This is a genomic window from Campylobacter sp. CFSAN093259, assembly GCF_012889985.1.
Taxonomy (GTDB): Bacteria; Campylobacterota; Campylobacteria; order Campylobacterales; family Campylobacteraceae; genus Campylobacter_D; species Campylobacter_D jejuni.
In genome coordinates this window covers 1,265,853-1,280,893 of record NZ_CP040617.1, presented here as the reverse complement: position 1 = coordinate 1,280,893, position 15,041 = coordinate 1,265,853, and the positions used below count along the sequence as shown (strand labels likewise).

14 protein-coding genes and 2 pseudogenes are annotated in these 15,041 nt (G+C 30.0%); 4 read left to right on the top strand and 12 right to left on the bottom strand.

Annotation, left to right across the window (positions count from 1 at the left end; all coding sequences use genetic code 11):
* Positions 1 to 12 precede the first annotated feature (12 nt).
* Both FBF20_RS08990 and FBF20_RS06685 read left to right on the top strand, forming a co-directional pair.
* A pseudogene (locus FBF20_RS08990) lies at positions 13 to 1,226 on the top strand (DUF2920 family protein).
* A gap of 21 nt (positions 1,227 to 1,247) precedes the next feature.
* Complete coding sequence (locus FBF20_RS06685; RefSeq protein ID WP_002856137.1) at positions 1,248 to 2,318, top strand: hypothetical protein; 1,071 nt, start codon at positions 1,248 to 1,250, stop codon at positions 2,316 to 2,318.
* Here the strand turns inward: FBF20_RS06685 and FBF20_RS06680 are convergent.
* Both FBF20_RS06680 and FBF20_RS06675 read right to left on the bottom strand, forming a co-directional pair.
* Positions 2,315 to 2,542 (bottom strand): acyl carrier protein, encoded by a 228-nt coding sequence (locus FBF20_RS06680; protein WP_002777686.1) that lies wholly within the window; start codon positions 2,540 to 2,542, stop codon positions 2,315 to 2,317. The genes FBF20_RS06685 and FBF20_RS06680 overlap by 4 nt on opposite strands.
* 39 nt (positions 2,543 to 2,581) lie before the next feature.
* Positions 2,582 to 4,090 (bottom strand): AMP-binding protein, encoded by a 1,509-nt coding sequence (locus FBF20_RS06675; RefSeq protein ID WP_002858032.1) that lies wholly within the window; start codon positions 4,088 to 4,090, stop codon positions 2,582 to 2,584.
* Between the two features lie 60 nt (positions 4,091 to 4,150).
* Here FBF20_RS06675 and FBF20_RS06670 point away from each other — a divergent pair, with 60 nt between their 5' ends.
* A complete protein-coding gene (locus FBF20_RS06670) occupies positions 4,151 to 5,377 on the top strand; it encodes a DUF2920 family protein (protein WP_002858432.1) in 1,227 nt (408 codons plus the stop codon).
* A gap of 12 nt (positions 5,378 to 5,389) precedes the next feature.
* Positions 5,390 to 6,607, top strand: coding sequence for a DUF2920 family protein (locus FBF20_RS06665; protein ID WP_010891921.1), 1,218 nt, complete (start codon positions 5,390 to 5,392; stop codon positions 6,605 to 6,607).
* 13 nt (positions 6,608 to 6,620) lie between these two features.
* On the opposite strand, the gene FBF20_RS06660 is transcribed toward FBF20_RS06665, so the two are convergent.
* The 10 genes and pseudogenes from FBF20_RS06660 to pseC form a co-directional block, all read right to left on the bottom strand.
* Positions 6,621 to 6,842: an acyl carrier protein gene (locus FBF20_RS06660; protein WP_002789840.1), complete on the bottom strand. Its 222-nt coding sequence runs from the start codon at positions 6,840 to 6,842 to the stop codon at positions 6,621 to 6,623.
* On the bottom strand, positions 6,842 to 7,903 hold the full coding sequence (locus FBF20_RS06655; protein ID WP_002789842.1) for a beta-ketoacyl-ACP synthase III: 1,062 nt from the start codon (positions 7,901 to 7,903) through the stop codon (positions 6,842 to 6,844). The genes FBF20_RS06660 and FBF20_RS06655 overlap by 1 nt, the downstream gene beginning before the upstream one ends.
* On the bottom strand, positions 7,893 to 9,455 hold the full coding sequence (locus FBF20_RS06650) for an HAD family hydrolase (protein ID WP_002786080.1): 1,563 nt from the start codon (positions 9,453 to 9,455) through the stop codon (positions 7,893 to 7,895). The genes FBF20_RS06655 and FBF20_RS06650 overlap by 11 nt, the downstream gene beginning before the upstream one ends.
* Positions 9,452 to 9,868, bottom strand: a complete 417-nt coding sequence (locus tag FBF20_RS06645; protein ID WP_002791673.1) for a VOC family protein — start codon at positions 9,866 to 9,868, stop codon at positions 9,452 to 9,454. Before FBF20_RS06645 ends, FBF20_RS06650 begins: the two co-directional genes overlap by 4 nt.
* Complete coding sequence (locus FBF20_RS06640; protein WP_002803469.1) at positions 9,861 to 10,754, bottom strand: class I SAM-dependent methyltransferase; 894 nt, start codon at positions 10,752 to 10,754, stop codon at positions 9,861 to 9,863. The genes FBF20_RS06645 and FBF20_RS06640 overlap by 8 nt, the downstream gene beginning before the upstream one ends.
* On the bottom strand, positions 10,751 to 10,981 hold the full coding sequence (locus FBF20_RS06635) for an acyl carrier protein (protein WP_002803470.1): 231 nt from the start codon (positions 10,979 to 10,981) through the stop codon (positions 10,751 to 10,753). The genes FBF20_RS06640 and FBF20_RS06635 overlap by 4 nt, the downstream gene beginning before the upstream one ends.
* A 30-nt stretch (positions 10,982 to 11,011) precedes the next feature.
* Positions 11,012 to 11,803, bottom strand: coding sequence for an N-acetyltransferase LegH (gene legH, locus FBF20_RS06630; protein ID WP_002856586.1), 792 nt, complete (start codon positions 11,801 to 11,803; stop codon positions 11,012 to 11,014).
* A gap of 20 nt (positions 11,804 to 11,823) precedes the next feature.
* Positions 11,824 to 12,614 (bottom strand): annotated as a pseudogene (locus tag FBF20_RS06625) (AAC(3) family N-acetyltransferase).
* On the bottom strand, positions 12,611 to 13,918 hold the full coding sequence (locus FBF20_RS06620; RefSeq protein ID WP_002878575.1) for a DUF4910 domain-containing protein: 1,308 nt from the start codon (positions 13,916 to 13,918) through the stop codon (positions 12,611 to 12,613). The pseudogene FBF20_RS06625 and the gene FBF20_RS06620 overlap by 4 nt, the downstream one beginning before the upstream one ends.
* Positions 13,911 to 15,041: a UDP-4-amino-4,6-dideoxy-N-acetyl-beta-L-altrosamine transaminase gene (gene pseC / locus FBF20_RS06615; protein WP_002889769.1), complete on the bottom strand. Its 1,131-nt coding sequence runs from the start codon at positions 15,039 to 15,041 to the stop codon at positions 13,911 to 13,913. Before pseC ends, FBF20_RS06620 begins: the two co-directional genes overlap by 8 nt.

The following is a 15,041-nucleotide window of genomic DNA, read 5'->3' as shown; positions in this document are numbered from 1 at the left end:
AAAGGAAAATATATGCTCATAAACCAAACCTTTGAAATTGATTCTTGTGATGATGTAGAACTAGGTATTAAAAGAACCAGTAAGCTTGAATATCGCATAAGTTATGATGATGAAAAAGATATCAAAGCCATAGTTTTTATAGTGGGTGGTTTTGGAGCTAATGCAAATATTTCTTTTTTAGATTTTGATAGGGAATATATTGCTAAAAATTTTGATGTTGTAGTGGTACATGTTTTTTATCATTGTTTTTGTGCAAGACAAAGTATTGATCAAAAGTATAATCCAAAGCTTATTCCCAATCAAGATGATTTAGAGCGTGTAAATGGCATTTTAAAAAATATTAATTTAGGACATTTATCGGTTAATAAAGATAATTTTGAACAAATTATTCCTCTTATAGAGCAAAAAGTTAATAAAATGAAACAAGCAGGTTTGGTTGATGAAAGCCAAAAAATAGAACTTTCTTGTGATTTTATCCCACCCAATGGAGATTATCAAAACTATGGCATTATGGCAGCTATTGATCATATCAATGCTTTAAAAGATTTAGTTAAACGCTTTCCAAAATTTGCAGATTTACCAAAAATTTATGGGGGGGGTCTTATGGAGGATACCTATCTTTACTCATAGCAAAGATAGCTCCTTGGTATGTGGATGGTGTGATTGATAATTCAGGTGTTTGCTTGCCATTTTTGGCGTGCATTTTAGGAAGAGAAATGAATCAAGGGGAATTTTATTTCGAAGGAAGTGGTTATAGACTTTATTGTTTTGTATATAAATACTGGAATAGAAATATGAATTCTTCTTATTATTTTGGTGATGAAAATTATTTAATCAGAGCAGTTTTAAATTCAAACCATCTTCAAATTCAATCAAATTTAAATAAAAATACCATTTTTGTAAGCTATCATAGTATACAAGATATGGGTGCGCCAGTGCAAAATAAAATAGAACTTTATAAGTGTTATCAGGAATTAGGATATGATGCAACTTTACATTTAATAAAGGATGAAAATGATATAGATGGTAGATTTGTAAAAAGTTTAGAGCATGGACTTAGAATGACTGATAGGGCTTTATTTAGAAAAGAACTTCCTTTAATGCTTGAAAAACTACAAGGAAGAAAATCTTTTATGCAAGAAAATTCTATCTCTTATCCTTGTGGGAATAAAGTATTTGTGTTTAAGGATTTAGAAGATAAATTTGAGTTAGAGATGATAAATTAAAATAAAGATAAAGGATATAAAATGACAGCATATTTACATATAGGAACTACTAATACAGGAAATCAAGAAAAACAAGGCTTCTTGATGCAAAACGAAGAAAAGCTTTTGCAAAAAGCTTATATTTACCCAAAAAGTCTTAGAGTGGCAAATAGGCATTGGGCTTTGGTGGATATGGTTTTAGAATTGGTTCAAAAAGAAGATATTTTAAAAAAAGAGAGTGTTTTAAGTCATATCACAAATGAAAGACTTCTTAGAGCTATAGAAAATTTTAAAAGTGAAAGTGCTTTACATAAAGATAAAAAATTTATTTTTTCAGCTGAGGGTATAGTTTGGGATTTTTCTACCAAAAAACATGTAGAAATTTTAGAAAAGATTATGAGAGAGTTAGGTTTTACTCAAATTTATATTATTGTGTATTTTAGAGATACTTTGGGTTATTTAAACTCACATTGTTCTCAAGACCATAAAAACAATATGGGGTATTATTCTGCTGATTTTGCTCCGCAAGATCATCCTAGAAAATATATTTTTGACTATGAATGGATTTGCAAAACTCATGCTGAGGTATTTGGAGAAGAAAATTTGATAGTAAGACTTCTAAGGGAGGATTATGTAGGAGGGACTTTACTTAAGGATTTTGTTTATCATTTAGGACTTGAATGGGATGAGAGTTTTGTTTTAAAACAAACCAAAAATGAAAGTTTTAATCTTTTAGGAATGGAGCTTATGTCAAGATTAAATCAAAAAGATTTAAAGCAGGATAATCTTAATTCTTTGCTTTTTATGGCAAGAAGAAAATTTGAAGGCAGCAAAGAAAAAAGATTAAAATTTGCAGTGCAAAAAGATATTGCTAAAGCTTATGTGGATTATTTTGCTTCTTCACTTGAATGGGTAAAAAACAAATATTTCCCGCATAAAAATTCTCTTTTTACTCCTGTGAATTGGGAAGAATATGAACAAAATTATACTTTAACCCATATGCTAAGTAAAGATTGGGATGATGTGGCGGATTTTATAGCACAAATTATTGTTTCTAAAAATGAAATCATCAGTTCTTTAAAAGAACAGCTTGAACTTGCAAGGAAAGATTAGTCTTTCATTGCAGTTTCAAGCATTTTTTTGATATTTTCAAAGCTTTCAAAATTTTCAGGTGTGATAAATTCTGCTTTTAAGGGTTTTTTATAAAATTTTTCTATTTCGGCAACCAAAGCCATGATATCGATACTATCGATAAAATCTTCACTTACTAGATTTTCCATACTCTCATTGATATCTGTTCTTTCTATATTGATAAAAAATTGTTTGATTTCTTGCATTTTTTCTCCTTTAGTTTTTTGAAATTATAAAATATTTATTTAAACAAGTTCTTTTAAAACCTTTCTATCAATTTTACCATTTTGATTAAGCTTAAATTTGTCGAGTTTAATAAAATTTTTTGGGATCATATAAGAAGGTAATTTATCTTTCAAAAAATCTTTAAAATTAATTTCTTCTTCACTTTCATAAAAACAAATAATATCTTCTTTAAAAATACAAGCACTGTTTTTAATATTCACATGAGAATTTATCACGCTTTCTATTTCTCCAAGTTCTATTCTATGTCCCATATATTTTATCTGATTATCTGCTCTTCCGTAGCATAAAAGCTCTCCAAATTCATTATAAGAAACGATATCTCCTGTTTTATAGAGTAAATCTAAATAATTATCATGTAAAGGATTTTGAATAAAAGCTTGTTTGGTTTTTTCTTTGTCATTATAATACCCTAAAGACAAAGAAGTTCCACGCACGAAAAGCTCCCCTTTAACACCTATTTGTTTAGGACTTATGAAATTCATATTTTCATCAAAAACTAAAAGTTCTGTGTTTTTGCACGCTTTTCCTATCGGTAAAAGTTCTTCATCTTTAAAAGTGCGATTGATGATATAAAAAGAACATACATCAGTGATTTCTGTTGGGCCATAAAGGTTGGCAAATAAGGCATTGGGTAAGTGTTTACGCCAAATATTGAGCTGTTTATTGGGCATGATTTCACCACAAAAAAGCATCTTTTTTAAGGCGTTTAAACTAAAATTATTCAAAGCTTCAGTATTTGCAAAATAAATCAGCACCGAAGGTACCCAAAATATAGTGCTTACTTTTTCTTTTTCAAGGCATTCTAAAATTTTATTTGGAAAGGCAAAAAGATGATTAGGTAAAAGGTGTAAAGTCGCTCCTGATTTTACACTTGAAAAAATATCTAAAATGCTATTGTCAAAATAAAATGGCGCTTGATTGGCTAAAATTTCATTCTCATCAAATTTAAAAGTCTCACACACCCAAAAAGTATAATCAATCACACTCTTATGAGCTATGCTTACTCCTTTAGGAATGCCTGTGCTCCCACTTGTAAAGAAAACATAGAGTAAATTAGTATCTATATGTTTTTCTTTGGCATGCTTTATTAAACTCTCATCTATATTAAAACTTTCAAAGTCTTGTGTATAAAGCGTAGGTAAATCTAAGTTAAAATTTAAGTCCTTTGAAGTGATAAAAAGTTTAGGCTTTAAAACTTCTATGACTTTTTCTACTCTTTCTTTAGGACTTTTTTCATCTAAAAGTGTATAAAAATTTCCACTGAGTGCCACTCCAAAAAATGAAATCAAACAATCAATCCCTTTAGGCAAGATGATTAAAACAGGAGCTTGAGTAGGATTATCATTTCCTAAAGTTTTTAAAATTTCACTGGCTAGTTTTTTAGAAAAGAGATCAAAGTCTTTGTAAGTGATTTCCTTTCTTTCTTTGACAAAGGGTTCTACAAAAGCAGTTTTTTCGCTAAATTTGATTAAACTTTTTTCTAAAAAATCATAGATATGAGTTGTCATGATTTACCTTTTTAATTTTTTGTAATATAATATCGATAAATTAATAAAAAAGGCCTTTATATGCTCATAAACCAAAGCTTTGAAATCGATTCTTGTGATGATGTAGAATTAAATATAAAAAGAACTAGCAAACTTGAATACCGTATAAGTTATGATGATGAAAAAGAGATTAAAGCTATAGTTTTTATAATAGGAGGTTATGGAGCCAATGCAAATATATATTTTTTAGACTCTTATAGAAATTATATTGCTAAAAATTTTGATGTTGTAGCAGTGCATGTTTTTTATCATTGTTTTTGTCAAAGGCGTTCGGATGTTGAAAAGTATTCAACATTAGCAGATTTTACAAAAGATGATTTAAAATTAATAGAAAAAGTGCTTCGTAAATACAATATTCCATGTGATCAATTAGCCAATAATACTGTAGTTAGTCATTGTGAATATTTGAGCGAGATTATGACAGAATTAAAAATGTTAAATCGATTGCCTTATGATTTTGAAGAAAGACTAAGTGCAACTTTTATTCCTTCGCGTGGAGAATATCAAAATTTTGGCATTATGGCAGCTATTGATCATATCAATGCTTTAAAAGATCTAGTTAAACGCTTTCCAAAACTTGCAGATTTACCAAAAATTTATGGGGGGGGGTCTTATGGAGGATACTTAGCCTTGCTCATAGCAAAAATAGCTCCTTGGTATGTGGATGGCGTGATTGATAATTCGGGTTCGGCTGTTCCACCGCTTAATTATATTATTGGTAGAGAGTTGGAATTTAAAAGCAAAGATACTAATGGGGATATGTATATGCAGGGCGATCATTTTTTTGTGAGTTGTTTTCTAAAAACCCACTGGACTCGTAAAGAAAATTCACCTTATTTTTTTAATAATGAAAATTATTTTATTAGAACATTGTTAAATAAGGATCATTTGATTTTGCAAAGTCAAAAAAATAAAAATATTATTTATGTGAGTTATCATAGTAAAGAAGATCCTTTAACTCCAGCAAATTTTAAAGAACTAACCATGCAAATATTAAAAATTTTAGGTTACGATGTAAGCTTAAATTTGATAGATGAAAATAAAATTGATGGAAAATTTATTAAAAATTTAGATCATGGTTGTGGTATACCTGATAAAGCCTTATTTAGAAAAGAACTTCCTTTAATGCTTGAAAAACTACAAGGAAGAAAATCTTTCATGCAAGAAAATTCCATCTCTTATCCTTGTGGAAATAAAGTGTTTACTTTTAAAGATGTAGAAAATCAGTTAAAATTGATCATTAATTAAAAAGGAAAATATATGCTCATAAACCAAACCTTTGAAATTGATTCTTGTGATGATGTAGAATTAAATATAAAAAGAACTAGCAAACTTGAATACCGTATAAGTTATGATGATGAAAAAGAGATTAAAGCTATAGTTTTTATAATAGGAGGTTATGGAGCTAATGCAAATATATATTTTTTAGACTCTTATAGAAATTATATTGCTAAAAATTTTGATGTTGTAGCAGTGCATGTTTTTTATCATTGTTTTTGTCAAAGGCGTTCAGATGTTGAGAAATATAGTGCATACAAATATTTTCAAGAGGAAGATATTGAAAATATTAAAAATTTATTAAATCAGTTTCATTTTTCTTATGGTGAAATAAATAATGATAATGCGCTTTTTTTAGCGAATTCTTTAGTGAAACATGTAGAAAATTTAAAAATGCAAAATAAACTCGATCATAACTTTAAACTAAATTTTACTTCAACTTTTATCCCACCTAATGGAGATTATCAAAACTATGGCATTATGGCAGCTATTGATCATATCAATGCTTTAAAAGATCTAGTTAAACGCTTTCCAAAATTTGCAGATTTACCAAAAATTTATGGGGGGGGGTCTTATGGAGGATACCTATCTTTACTCATAGCAAAGATAGCTCCTTGGTATGTGGATGGTGTGATTGATAATTCGGGTTCGGCTTTGCCACCTTTAAATTATATTTTAGGAAGAGAAATGGAACATAGTTACGGTGATTATTATGAAGATTTTCCACATAATAGGATTATTTTTTTTCTAAAAACCCACTGGACTCGTAAAGAAAATTCACCTTATTTTTTTAATAATGAAAATTATTTTATTAGAACATTGTTAAATAAGGATCATTTGATTTTGCAAAGTCAAAAAAATAAAAATATTATTTATGTGAGTTATCATAGCGATAAAGATCCTCTAACGCCTGCCAATTTTAAACAACAAACCATGCAAATATTAAAAATTTTAGGATATGATGTAAGCTTAAATTTGATAGATGAAAATAAAATTGATGGAAAATTTATTAAAAATTTAGATCATGGTTGTGGTATACCTGATAAAGCCTTATTTAGAAAAGAACTTCCTTTAATGCTTGAAAAATTGCAAAAAAGAAAATCTTTTATGCAAGAAAATTCCATCTCTTATCCTTGTGGAAATAAAGTGTTTATATTTAAAGATGTGGGTGACAAATTTGAATTAGTGATAAAAGATTAAAACCTTAAAGGTTTTAATCAAGCTTTGCTAAATTGATTAAATCACTTACTTTTTGACAATTTTTCAAGTCTTCGGCTGTGATTTTTAAAGTAAAAAGATTTTTATAAAGCACCATCACAGATACAAAAGCCAAACTATCCCACTCATCTATATCATCAAGTAGCATATCTTCATTTAAGTCTTCATCTCTATGCATAGCTTCTTTAAGCTCTTCTAAAAATTCAGTTTTTGTCATTATTTCTCCTTTGTGTAAATTAAAATATTTTTTGTGTATAAATCTTTGAAATTCAACACCGCACTTCCCCAGCTAAGCCCTGCACCAAAAGCACTTAAACTCGCTTTAAATTCTTTTGGAGTATCTAGTTCGCAAAGTAGGGTAGGTAGTGAACAAGCGCTTAAATTAGCGTATTTTTCCATGATAAAATTAGGAACTTTATCATCATTAAGTTTTAATTCTTCTTTGATGCAATCAACCAAATACGCATTGGATTGATGAAAAAGATGAAAAGCAATGTCTTTTTCATCTACTTTAGAAAATTCTAAAATTTCTTTAAAGCTTTTAGGTTCGCATTCCAAAGCCATATTGAAAATATTTGCTCCGTCCATGTAAAGGTTTTCTAATTGTCTAAACTCCTCAGTTTGCATGAGCGAATCATCGTTAAAAATATCTGCTTTAGGTATTCTCATCGCACCTTTTGGAATGATGAGTTTATCAAAATATTTTCCATCGCTTCCAAGCTCAAAAAAAGCTTCGTTAAAATCCGTTTTTTCAATTAAAGTTGCACTTACTCCATCACCAAAAATAGGAGCTAAATTCATATTTTTAGGGTGGATGAATTTGCTTAAAGTATCTCCACAAATGAGTAAAATTTTACCTAAGCCACTTTGTATTAAAGAATGAGCGACAAATAAGCCGTATAAATACCCTGCACAAGCTTGCCCTAAATCAAAAGCTACAGTTTTGGAGCTTAAATTTAAAAGTTGGTGTAAATAACAAGCCGTAGAAGGCATGAAAAAATCAGGACTTTGAGTTACTACGATGAGTGCATCAAGGCTATTTTTATCTATATTTAAACCTTGTAAAAGTGTATTGGCTGCGTGTTTTCCAAGATCGCTTACGCAAGTGTTTTCATCGCAAATATAACGCGTGTTTAAACCTATGACTTTTTTCATTCTTTTAAGGGTTTTGATATCGTTTGAAAAAACGCTTTCTAACTCATCATCAATGCAAATTTTATGTTCAGGTACGCTTACGCAAATGCCTGAAATTTTAGCTTTATCAAATCTAGTTTTCATGGATTATAAGTCCTTTGAAGTTTAAATTTTGAAATGGAATAAGGGCTGAGTTTTTTTCAAATTCTTTGGAAATTTGTTCTAAAAAGCTCAAAAATGGCATATTTCTTTCGCCTTTTTGATAATAAAGCCTTGCATTATTGTTTTTAAGATCAAAGAAATGTAAAGCTAGTTCAAAGGCTTTAAAAAACATTCTAGTTTCAAGTTTTCTACCTAAAGCCCTACAAGAAATGCAAAGATCATCGATAAATAAATTTCCTTCTTTACAAGAAAAAACAAAAATAGCGATAATCCCACTATCGCTTAATTTATCACTCATACTCACACTTACAATGAGTTCTTTTTGCATGTGTTGTGCGACTTTTTCTTGATTTAAGCGTGTGTAATTAGCGATAAATTGATTGGTTTTGCCTAAAAGTTCGCTAATGCGAGGGATATTTTGCAGATCATTTTTGCTAAAATTTAAGCTGATTTCAAGATTTTGAAAATATTCTTCATCGCTTAAGCTTTTAAGCTCTTCTCTTAAAGCATTGGCTGCTATATCTTTGGCACGAATTTGATCTTCTTTGGTATTTGAAAGTTTTAAAAGATTAGGAAAAAGTTTGATTTTATAAAGTATATTTTCATCGCATAAAAGTGTTTTAACGCCTGTAATTTTGGTATTTTCAAGCTCGGCGATATTATCATCTATAAAAAGCATAGCGTTAGTATTTATATTAAATTTTTTAGCAATTTTTAAGATATTTTCACCTTTTGGCTCCCAATTGATCATTCTAGCATCAAAATCATCCCATTGTAAGATGAAATCTTTCCTTATTTCAAAAAGTTTTTTTGCGTCTTTTTCTTCATTTTTTGAAGCTAGGGCAAGTAAAAACCCTTGTTTTTTAAAAGTTTTAATTTTTTCTTGTAAGGTTTTGTGCAAAGGACTTAAATTAAGATTATCTATACCCTCTTCACCTAAAATTCCTTGATACAAGGTATTATCAAGATCAAGTACAAGAGCTTTAAGAGCGGGTTTTACAAGTGCAGGGATGAGACTAAGTCCTAAAATTTGTGCTAAAAAAATCAAGGCTTTATTATTAAGCTTAGAGCCTGTAAGTTCTTCTTTAGCTAAGTCTAAAATATCTTCTTCATCAAAATACTCTTTTATGAGTTTTTCTATGTTAAAAATTTCACAATTTAAAATTTTTTTATCTGTTTTAAATTCTCCTAAACTAAGAACTAAAATAGGGTTTTGTGAAATTTTTCTTAGTTCTAAAAGTCTTTCTTCTATAAAATTTTGCACATTATTTTTATAGCGGGTTAAATCTAGCCATAAAAGTTCTAAACTAGCTTCTTTAAAGTTATCAAAACTCAAGCTATCATCATAAGAGCTGAAATTAAACTCAGCTCTTAAATTAGCAAAATGTAAAAAAGGAGCAATGATACTTTGCACTCCTTCAAAAGCATGATTTCTATGGACATTAATAAGAAGATCTTGACTTTTACTAAAGTCTAATTCTTTGGCGAATTTTATAAGCTCATTGCGTTTTAAATGGGGTGAAAAAAGATTCATTTTAGCTCCACAAGTTCGATTAAAAGCCTATTTGGCATCATGATAAAACAAAGTTTAGCAAAATAGCTTGCTTGCATAATAGGAACAATACAAATGCCTCCTTGTTGTTCCAAAAGAATTAAATCTTGGGCGATATTTTTACTTTCATAGGCTAAATGATACATTTTGGTATTATTTTTCAAATAGCTATCTAGTGGTCCTTTATCGTTTAAATTTTGCAAAAGTTCAAATCTATACTGTGGAAATGCTTCATTACAAGGAATGATAAATTCGCCTCTTACCCCTTGTTTTTCATCTATAAATTCTGATTCTTTATAAAAACCTAGTTTAAAAAAACATTCCCTTTCTTTTTCTAAATTTTTACAAGCCACGCCTATATGATGAAGGGGTAAATTGAGTGTTGTATTAAGCATTTAAAACTACTGCCATAGTGATAGCATTTTTAAATTTCAATGCTTTTTCCAAACTATAATCATTTGCCATAAAACATTCATAAGCTTTAAATTTTAAGCCTGATTTTTCTATCAAATCTTTAACTTCATCAGGATGGGAAAATAAATAAATATGATCAATAGCAGGAGCATTGATAGGGATAGTTGCAAAAATTTCCCCTCCATCGCTAAGAAGCTCTTTAGATCTTTTAAGGAATTCAAGAGGTTTTTCTACGTGTTCTAGCACTTCTCCAATCACTATCAAATCAGCTTTTTTATCAAAATCATAAATAAAAAAATCTTGACATAAAAAATCACATTTTGTAATCAATCCCCCTACTTGTTGTTTTACCATTTTTTGAGTAAGTTCGCAACTTGTTGGAGAGATATCAAGTCCATAAAAGGCGGAAAATTTACCACTTTTAACTGCTCTTGCAAAATATTCTCCATGGCCAGGGCCTATTTCAAAATAAGTTGTTTTTGGAGTAAAATTTTTTAAATATTGCGAAAAATACTTTCTCACTTTAATATGAGCTATCCAAACAAAAGAAGAAAGAGCTAGGCCTATCATGTATTGTTTCATATAACTTTCATTAAAATAAACTTTATCCTTAACTTCATCAAAGCTAGAATAACGATAAGCCCCATTTTCTATGAAAAATTTTGTTTCTTCTAAAGTATCGTTAAGGATCAATAAATAACAATCGCATTGTTCTTTTATACTGATACCATCTTGAATATAATAAGAAATTAATTTATCAAATTCTTCTTCGTCTTCTTGTGGAAATTCAATTTTTTTAAGATATTTAGAATGGATAGGATTTTTTTGAGCGATGGCTTGAAATAATTTTTCAATATTTTCTTTCATTTTTCTGCCTTTAGGGTTTGAATTTTTTCTAGTAAAGTGCTTTGAGATTTTAAGAGACTTAAATCTTCTTTGTTAAATTTGATTTCAAATTCTTCTTCTAAACTCATGATGATATCAATATGAGCTAAAGAAGTCCAGTTCTTGCAGTTTTCCATGCTTAAATTTGTATTTTCATCTACTTTGGTTTCAAGTATATTTTCTAAAATTTCATAAAATTGTTTTTCCATTGTATACCACTTTCTTGAGAATGTTGAAAATTAATATATTGTATCATAATTTTCTATTAGAATTGTTTGGTTTATATCTAATTTTTTCCATAAAATTTCTATATATTCTTTAGCGTTGTAAATATTTATATGATCTCCTGCAAAATTGTTTTTTTTAAAATTTTTAGTATTATTAACAATATTGATAATGTTAATTAAATTGGGCTCAGAAGATATGTCAAGTTTTCTAACATAATAACTAATGGTTTTATTGTATGATATATTGTTTTCATCAATTAAAATTCCAGAGAAAATTTTATGATATCTGTAAAATACATTAAATTGTTCTTCTGCATAATGTGTTAGTGTGTGTCCTTGGCCTCCAAATGTCATATATTTTCCATTCTCTTTGGTTAAAACCTCATAAACACAATTTTCCCCAAAACAACTTGTTGTATCTTTTAAAAATAATTCTTCTTTTGCTCCTTTTATAGCAAAAGAAAATATAGGATCGTTTGTGCGTTTTACTCCTGTTTGTTTGCGAAAATATTCATTTAATGCTCCCATTTTTGTTTTGGAATTTATTTTGTCATAAACTTCATTTTTGCAAAAACTATAAGTAAAGGTTGGCATGATCAAAGTGCCTTCTTTGCCTATAACTTCAAAAAAACAATCTAATATAGTCTGTAAAAATTCATTTCTAGAAAGCAAGGGAAAACCGAAATTAAAAAGTTCAGTATGCACACACAAGGTATCGCCTTTTTGTAGTCCTAGTTTGTAAAAAGTTTCTATGAAGTCGTAAGTGGAGTATTTTTTATTTTCAAATTCAAGTAAATATTTCATAAACTACCTTTAAATGTTTTTCATAAAAGAAGCTTTTCATATATGGCAAATTTATCCTGCTTAAGGGCGTTGCCTATGGCTTTGACATATTCTTTAGCATCATAGCTTTCTAGAAAATCTCCTGCAAATTTTATGCTTTTGTAATACCTTGTTTGCCGCACGATTTCATTTATCTTATCAAGGCTGCATACATAGGCTTTTTCCAAGTCTCTTACATAATAATTTATCCTTTTTTCTCTTTTTTGTCCTAGCTCGTCAATCACAAAGCCCTTAAATTCCTTAAAATACCTGCAAAAGCTGGTATTTCTCTCTTCAGCATAATGCGTTAGGGCGTGTCCATAATTCAAGCCTAAAAGCATAAATTTCCCACCTTCCCTAGTTAAAATTTCATATACACTATCCTTTCCAAAACAGCTTGAGTTTTCTTTTAAAAAAATATCCGCTTTAGCACCCTTCACAGCAAAGGAAAAAATAGGGTCGCTAGTTCGCCTAACCCCCCCCCGCTAGTTCTAAAAAATTCATTCAGCACTCCCACTTTGCCTTTAGAATGCACTTTATCATAAACTTCATTTTTGCAAAAACTATAAGTAAAGGTTGGCATTAGAAGAGTGCCTTCCTTGCCTAGTACTTTAAAAAAGCATTCAAGTAAGGTTTTTAAAAAATCATTTTTAGTAAGCAAAGCTTTGCCAAATTTCATAAGTTCTGTATGTACGCATAAAATATCACCCCTTTTTATACCTAGTTGATAAAAAGCATCTATTAAATCCTTATCGGAGTATTTTTTGCCATTGTGTTCTAAAAAATATTTCATTTTACCAGTCCATAAAATTTTATTTTTTCCAAAAGTTCTTTAAATTCATAAGCTTGCATATTTAAGATATTGGCTATATCGATGATATCATTCTCTCCATCGCAATAAGCCAAAAAATTACAAGCCAAAGGAATGTCATTGGTAGTGCTAAGGGTGTGATATAATCCTCTTTTGCCAAGATTGGGTTCGCATACTATGGTGTTTTCATATACGGCGTTGATTTCTAGATTTAAAATCATTTCTTGCATGCTTTGAAGTCCACCCATTAAACCTTTTTCAGAGATAAAATTGAGATCATCTTTTGAGTTATGATATCCATCATAGTCACCATACCTTGTGCGACATACCCCTACTATGCCAAGATTTACAAGTGGGGCATTGTATTGTCTTTCATCACTTCCACGATCTAAAAAACTAAAAGCTTTGAAATTTTCTTTATTTTTGAGCGTATGCAGGGCGACTTTATCGCTTAGAGTGTTCTCTTTAACTGTGTGTATGAGTGAGTAAGTATGATCATCGCCTAAGCAAGAAAGCACAAAGCCTGCTTTAACATGTTTTTTTAAACACTCTAAATGTTTGCTAAGATAGACTATAGAGCCTATGGTTTCAGGGATGATGACAAAGCGGTAATTATATCTTCTTTCTTTTAAACCCAAAAGCCATTTTGCTAAGAAAATACTCACTACAGGGCCACTAAGCTCATTATTTGCCATGGAAGGGTGGCAAAGATAGGTTGAAATTAAAATTTCATCTTTTGAGTTTTGCGTACTAGGTAGGATAAAATCAGCATAATCTAAAACTCCATTTTCATCGTGTTTTGCATCGATATAGACTTTGTATTTGCCTTTTTTGAGTTTTTTTCTTTCGTTGTGCGTGAGACAAAATCCCCAACGCCTTTTATAATAACTCGTTACATAAGGAATAGCATCGGGCATTTCTTCTATGGAGTAAAGATGATCTTGAAGTTCTTCTAGTTCGATTTCTTGATCGATGGCTTCGCTATAGTTTAGAAGGTGCAAGTTATGCTTTTTAAAATCACAAATTTTTTCTCCTTTTGGAGTGATGATATAGGCTTCTTTAACATTCCATTCATCAGGGACTATCCAGTCAAAAACCTTTGTGCCACTTTTTATAGAGTGAAATTTGAGTATACCCCCCCCCAGAGTTTTATTTAAAATTTCTAAGCTATCTCTAAAACCTTGCCCTGTGATACTCCTAGGGATAGGAAAAAGTTCACAAGCTAGTTCATACATAGCCTTTCCAGTTTGGCTAAAATCTTGGCTTCTAAAGTCTAGCTTATCCACAATATCCCTTTTTAACTTTTTCAAGAATGCTAAATAAAGTATCTTTGACAAATTTTGCATCTTTTAGATTCATTTCTTGATGACAAGGTATACTAAGTTCAGCTTTGTAAAAATTATCTGCATTTTGGAGTTTGATTTCCCCCAAGAGTTTTTTATAAAAACTAAACTCATAAGTTGGTTTATAATGTACCTGTACGCCAATTCCTGCATGAAGTAAGCTTTCAAAAAGTTCTTCTTTTTGACAATAAAATTCAGGAAAAAGCAAAATAGGATATAAATGTCTTGAACTTTTTTTATAGTCTTTGATTTTTATCGTGGAAAAATAAGGATTTTTTTCAAATTCTTTATCGTAAAAATTTGCGATTTCTTCGCGTTTTTCAAGATTGTGATCGAGTTTTTTAAGCTGGTTTATCCCTAAAGCACAAGCAACATCACTTAAGCGGTAATTATAGCCAAGTTCTACCATATCGCTATCCCAAAGCCTTTTTTTAACAATACCATGGCTTCTTAAAAGCTTGATTTTATCGATAAGCTCTTCATTATCACTCACCACAGCCCCACCTTCAAAAGTAGTGATAGGCTTAACAGGGTGAAAAGAAAATATAGAAAGATCGGCTTTTTTTCCTACTTTTTCACTTTTATACAAAGCACCTAAAGCATGGCTTGCATCATCGATTAAAGGGATATTGTATTTTTTAGTAAGGTTTGAAATTTCATCCATTTCAACGCTATTGCCCGCAAAATCTACCACGCTAATAGCTCCTATATTTTCACTCTCTTTTAAAAGTCTTGCTTCTAGTTTTTTTTCATCAATATTGCCATCGTTTTTAATGTCGATAAACTCTACCTTAGCTCCAGCCATTAAGGCCGCATTAGCTGTAGCGGCAAAGGTTAAAGGGGTAGTTAAAACGATTTTTTCTTGGACACCTAGTGCTGTGTAGGCAAGATGAAGGGCTGAAGTGGCTGAGTTTAATACACAAGCGTGTTTTACGCCCATATATTCACAAAGGGCTTCTTCAAATTCATTTACCTTTTTACCCCCTGTTAAAATTTCATCTTTTAAAGCTTTTGTAAGCGCATCTATATCGCTTTGATCGATGTTTTGATGAGAATAAGTAAGCAT

Coding starts and splice junctions, on each gene's coding strand:
- FBF20_RS06685 (WP_002856137.1), top strand. CDS start 1,248: ATGACAGCATATTTACATATAGGAACTACTAATACAGGAAATCAAGAA.
- FBF20_RS06680 (WP_002777686.1), bottom strand. CDS start 2,542: ATGCAAGAAATCAAACAATTTTTTATCAATATAGAAAGAACAGATATC.
- FBF20_RS06675 (WP_002858032.1), bottom strand. CDS start 4,090: ATGACAACTCATATCTATGATTTTTTAGAAAAAAGTTTAATCAAATTT.
- FBF20_RS06670 (WP_002858432.1), top strand. CDS start 4,151: ATGCTCATAAACCAAAGCTTTGAAATCGATTCTTGTGATGATGTAGAA.
- FBF20_RS06665 (WP_010891921.1), top strand. CDS start 5,390: ATGCTCATAAACCAAACCTTTGAAATTGATTCTTGTGATGATGTAGAA.
- FBF20_RS06660 (WP_002789840.1), bottom strand. CDS start 6,842: ATGACAAAAACTGAATTTTTAGAAGAGCTTAAAGAAGCTATGCATAGA.
- FBF20_RS06655 (WP_002789842.1), bottom strand. CDS start 7,903: ATGAAAACTAGATTTGATAAAGCTAAAATTTCAGGCATTTGCGTAAGC.
- FBF20_RS06650 (WP_002786080.1), bottom strand. CDS start 9,455: ATGAATCTTTTTTCACCCCATTTAAAACGCAATGAGCTTATAAAATTC.
- FBF20_RS06645 (WP_002791673.1), bottom strand. CDS start 9,868: ATGCTTAATACAACACTCAATTTACCCCTTCATCATATAGGCGTGGCT.
- FBF20_RS06640 (WP_002803469.1), bottom strand. CDS start 10,754: ATGAAAGAAAATATTGAAAAATTATTTCAAGCCATCGCTCAAAAAAAT.
- FBF20_RS06635 (WP_002803470.1), bottom strand. CDS start 10,981: ATGGAAAAACAATTTTATGAAATTTTAGAAAATATACTTGAAACCAAA.
- legH (WP_002856586.1), bottom strand. CDS start 11,803: ATGAAATATTTACTTGAATTTGAAAATAAAAAATACTCCACTTACGAC.
- pseC (WP_002889769.1), bottom strand. CDS start 15,041: ATGCTTACTTATTCTCATCAAAACATCGATCAAAGCGATATAGATGCG.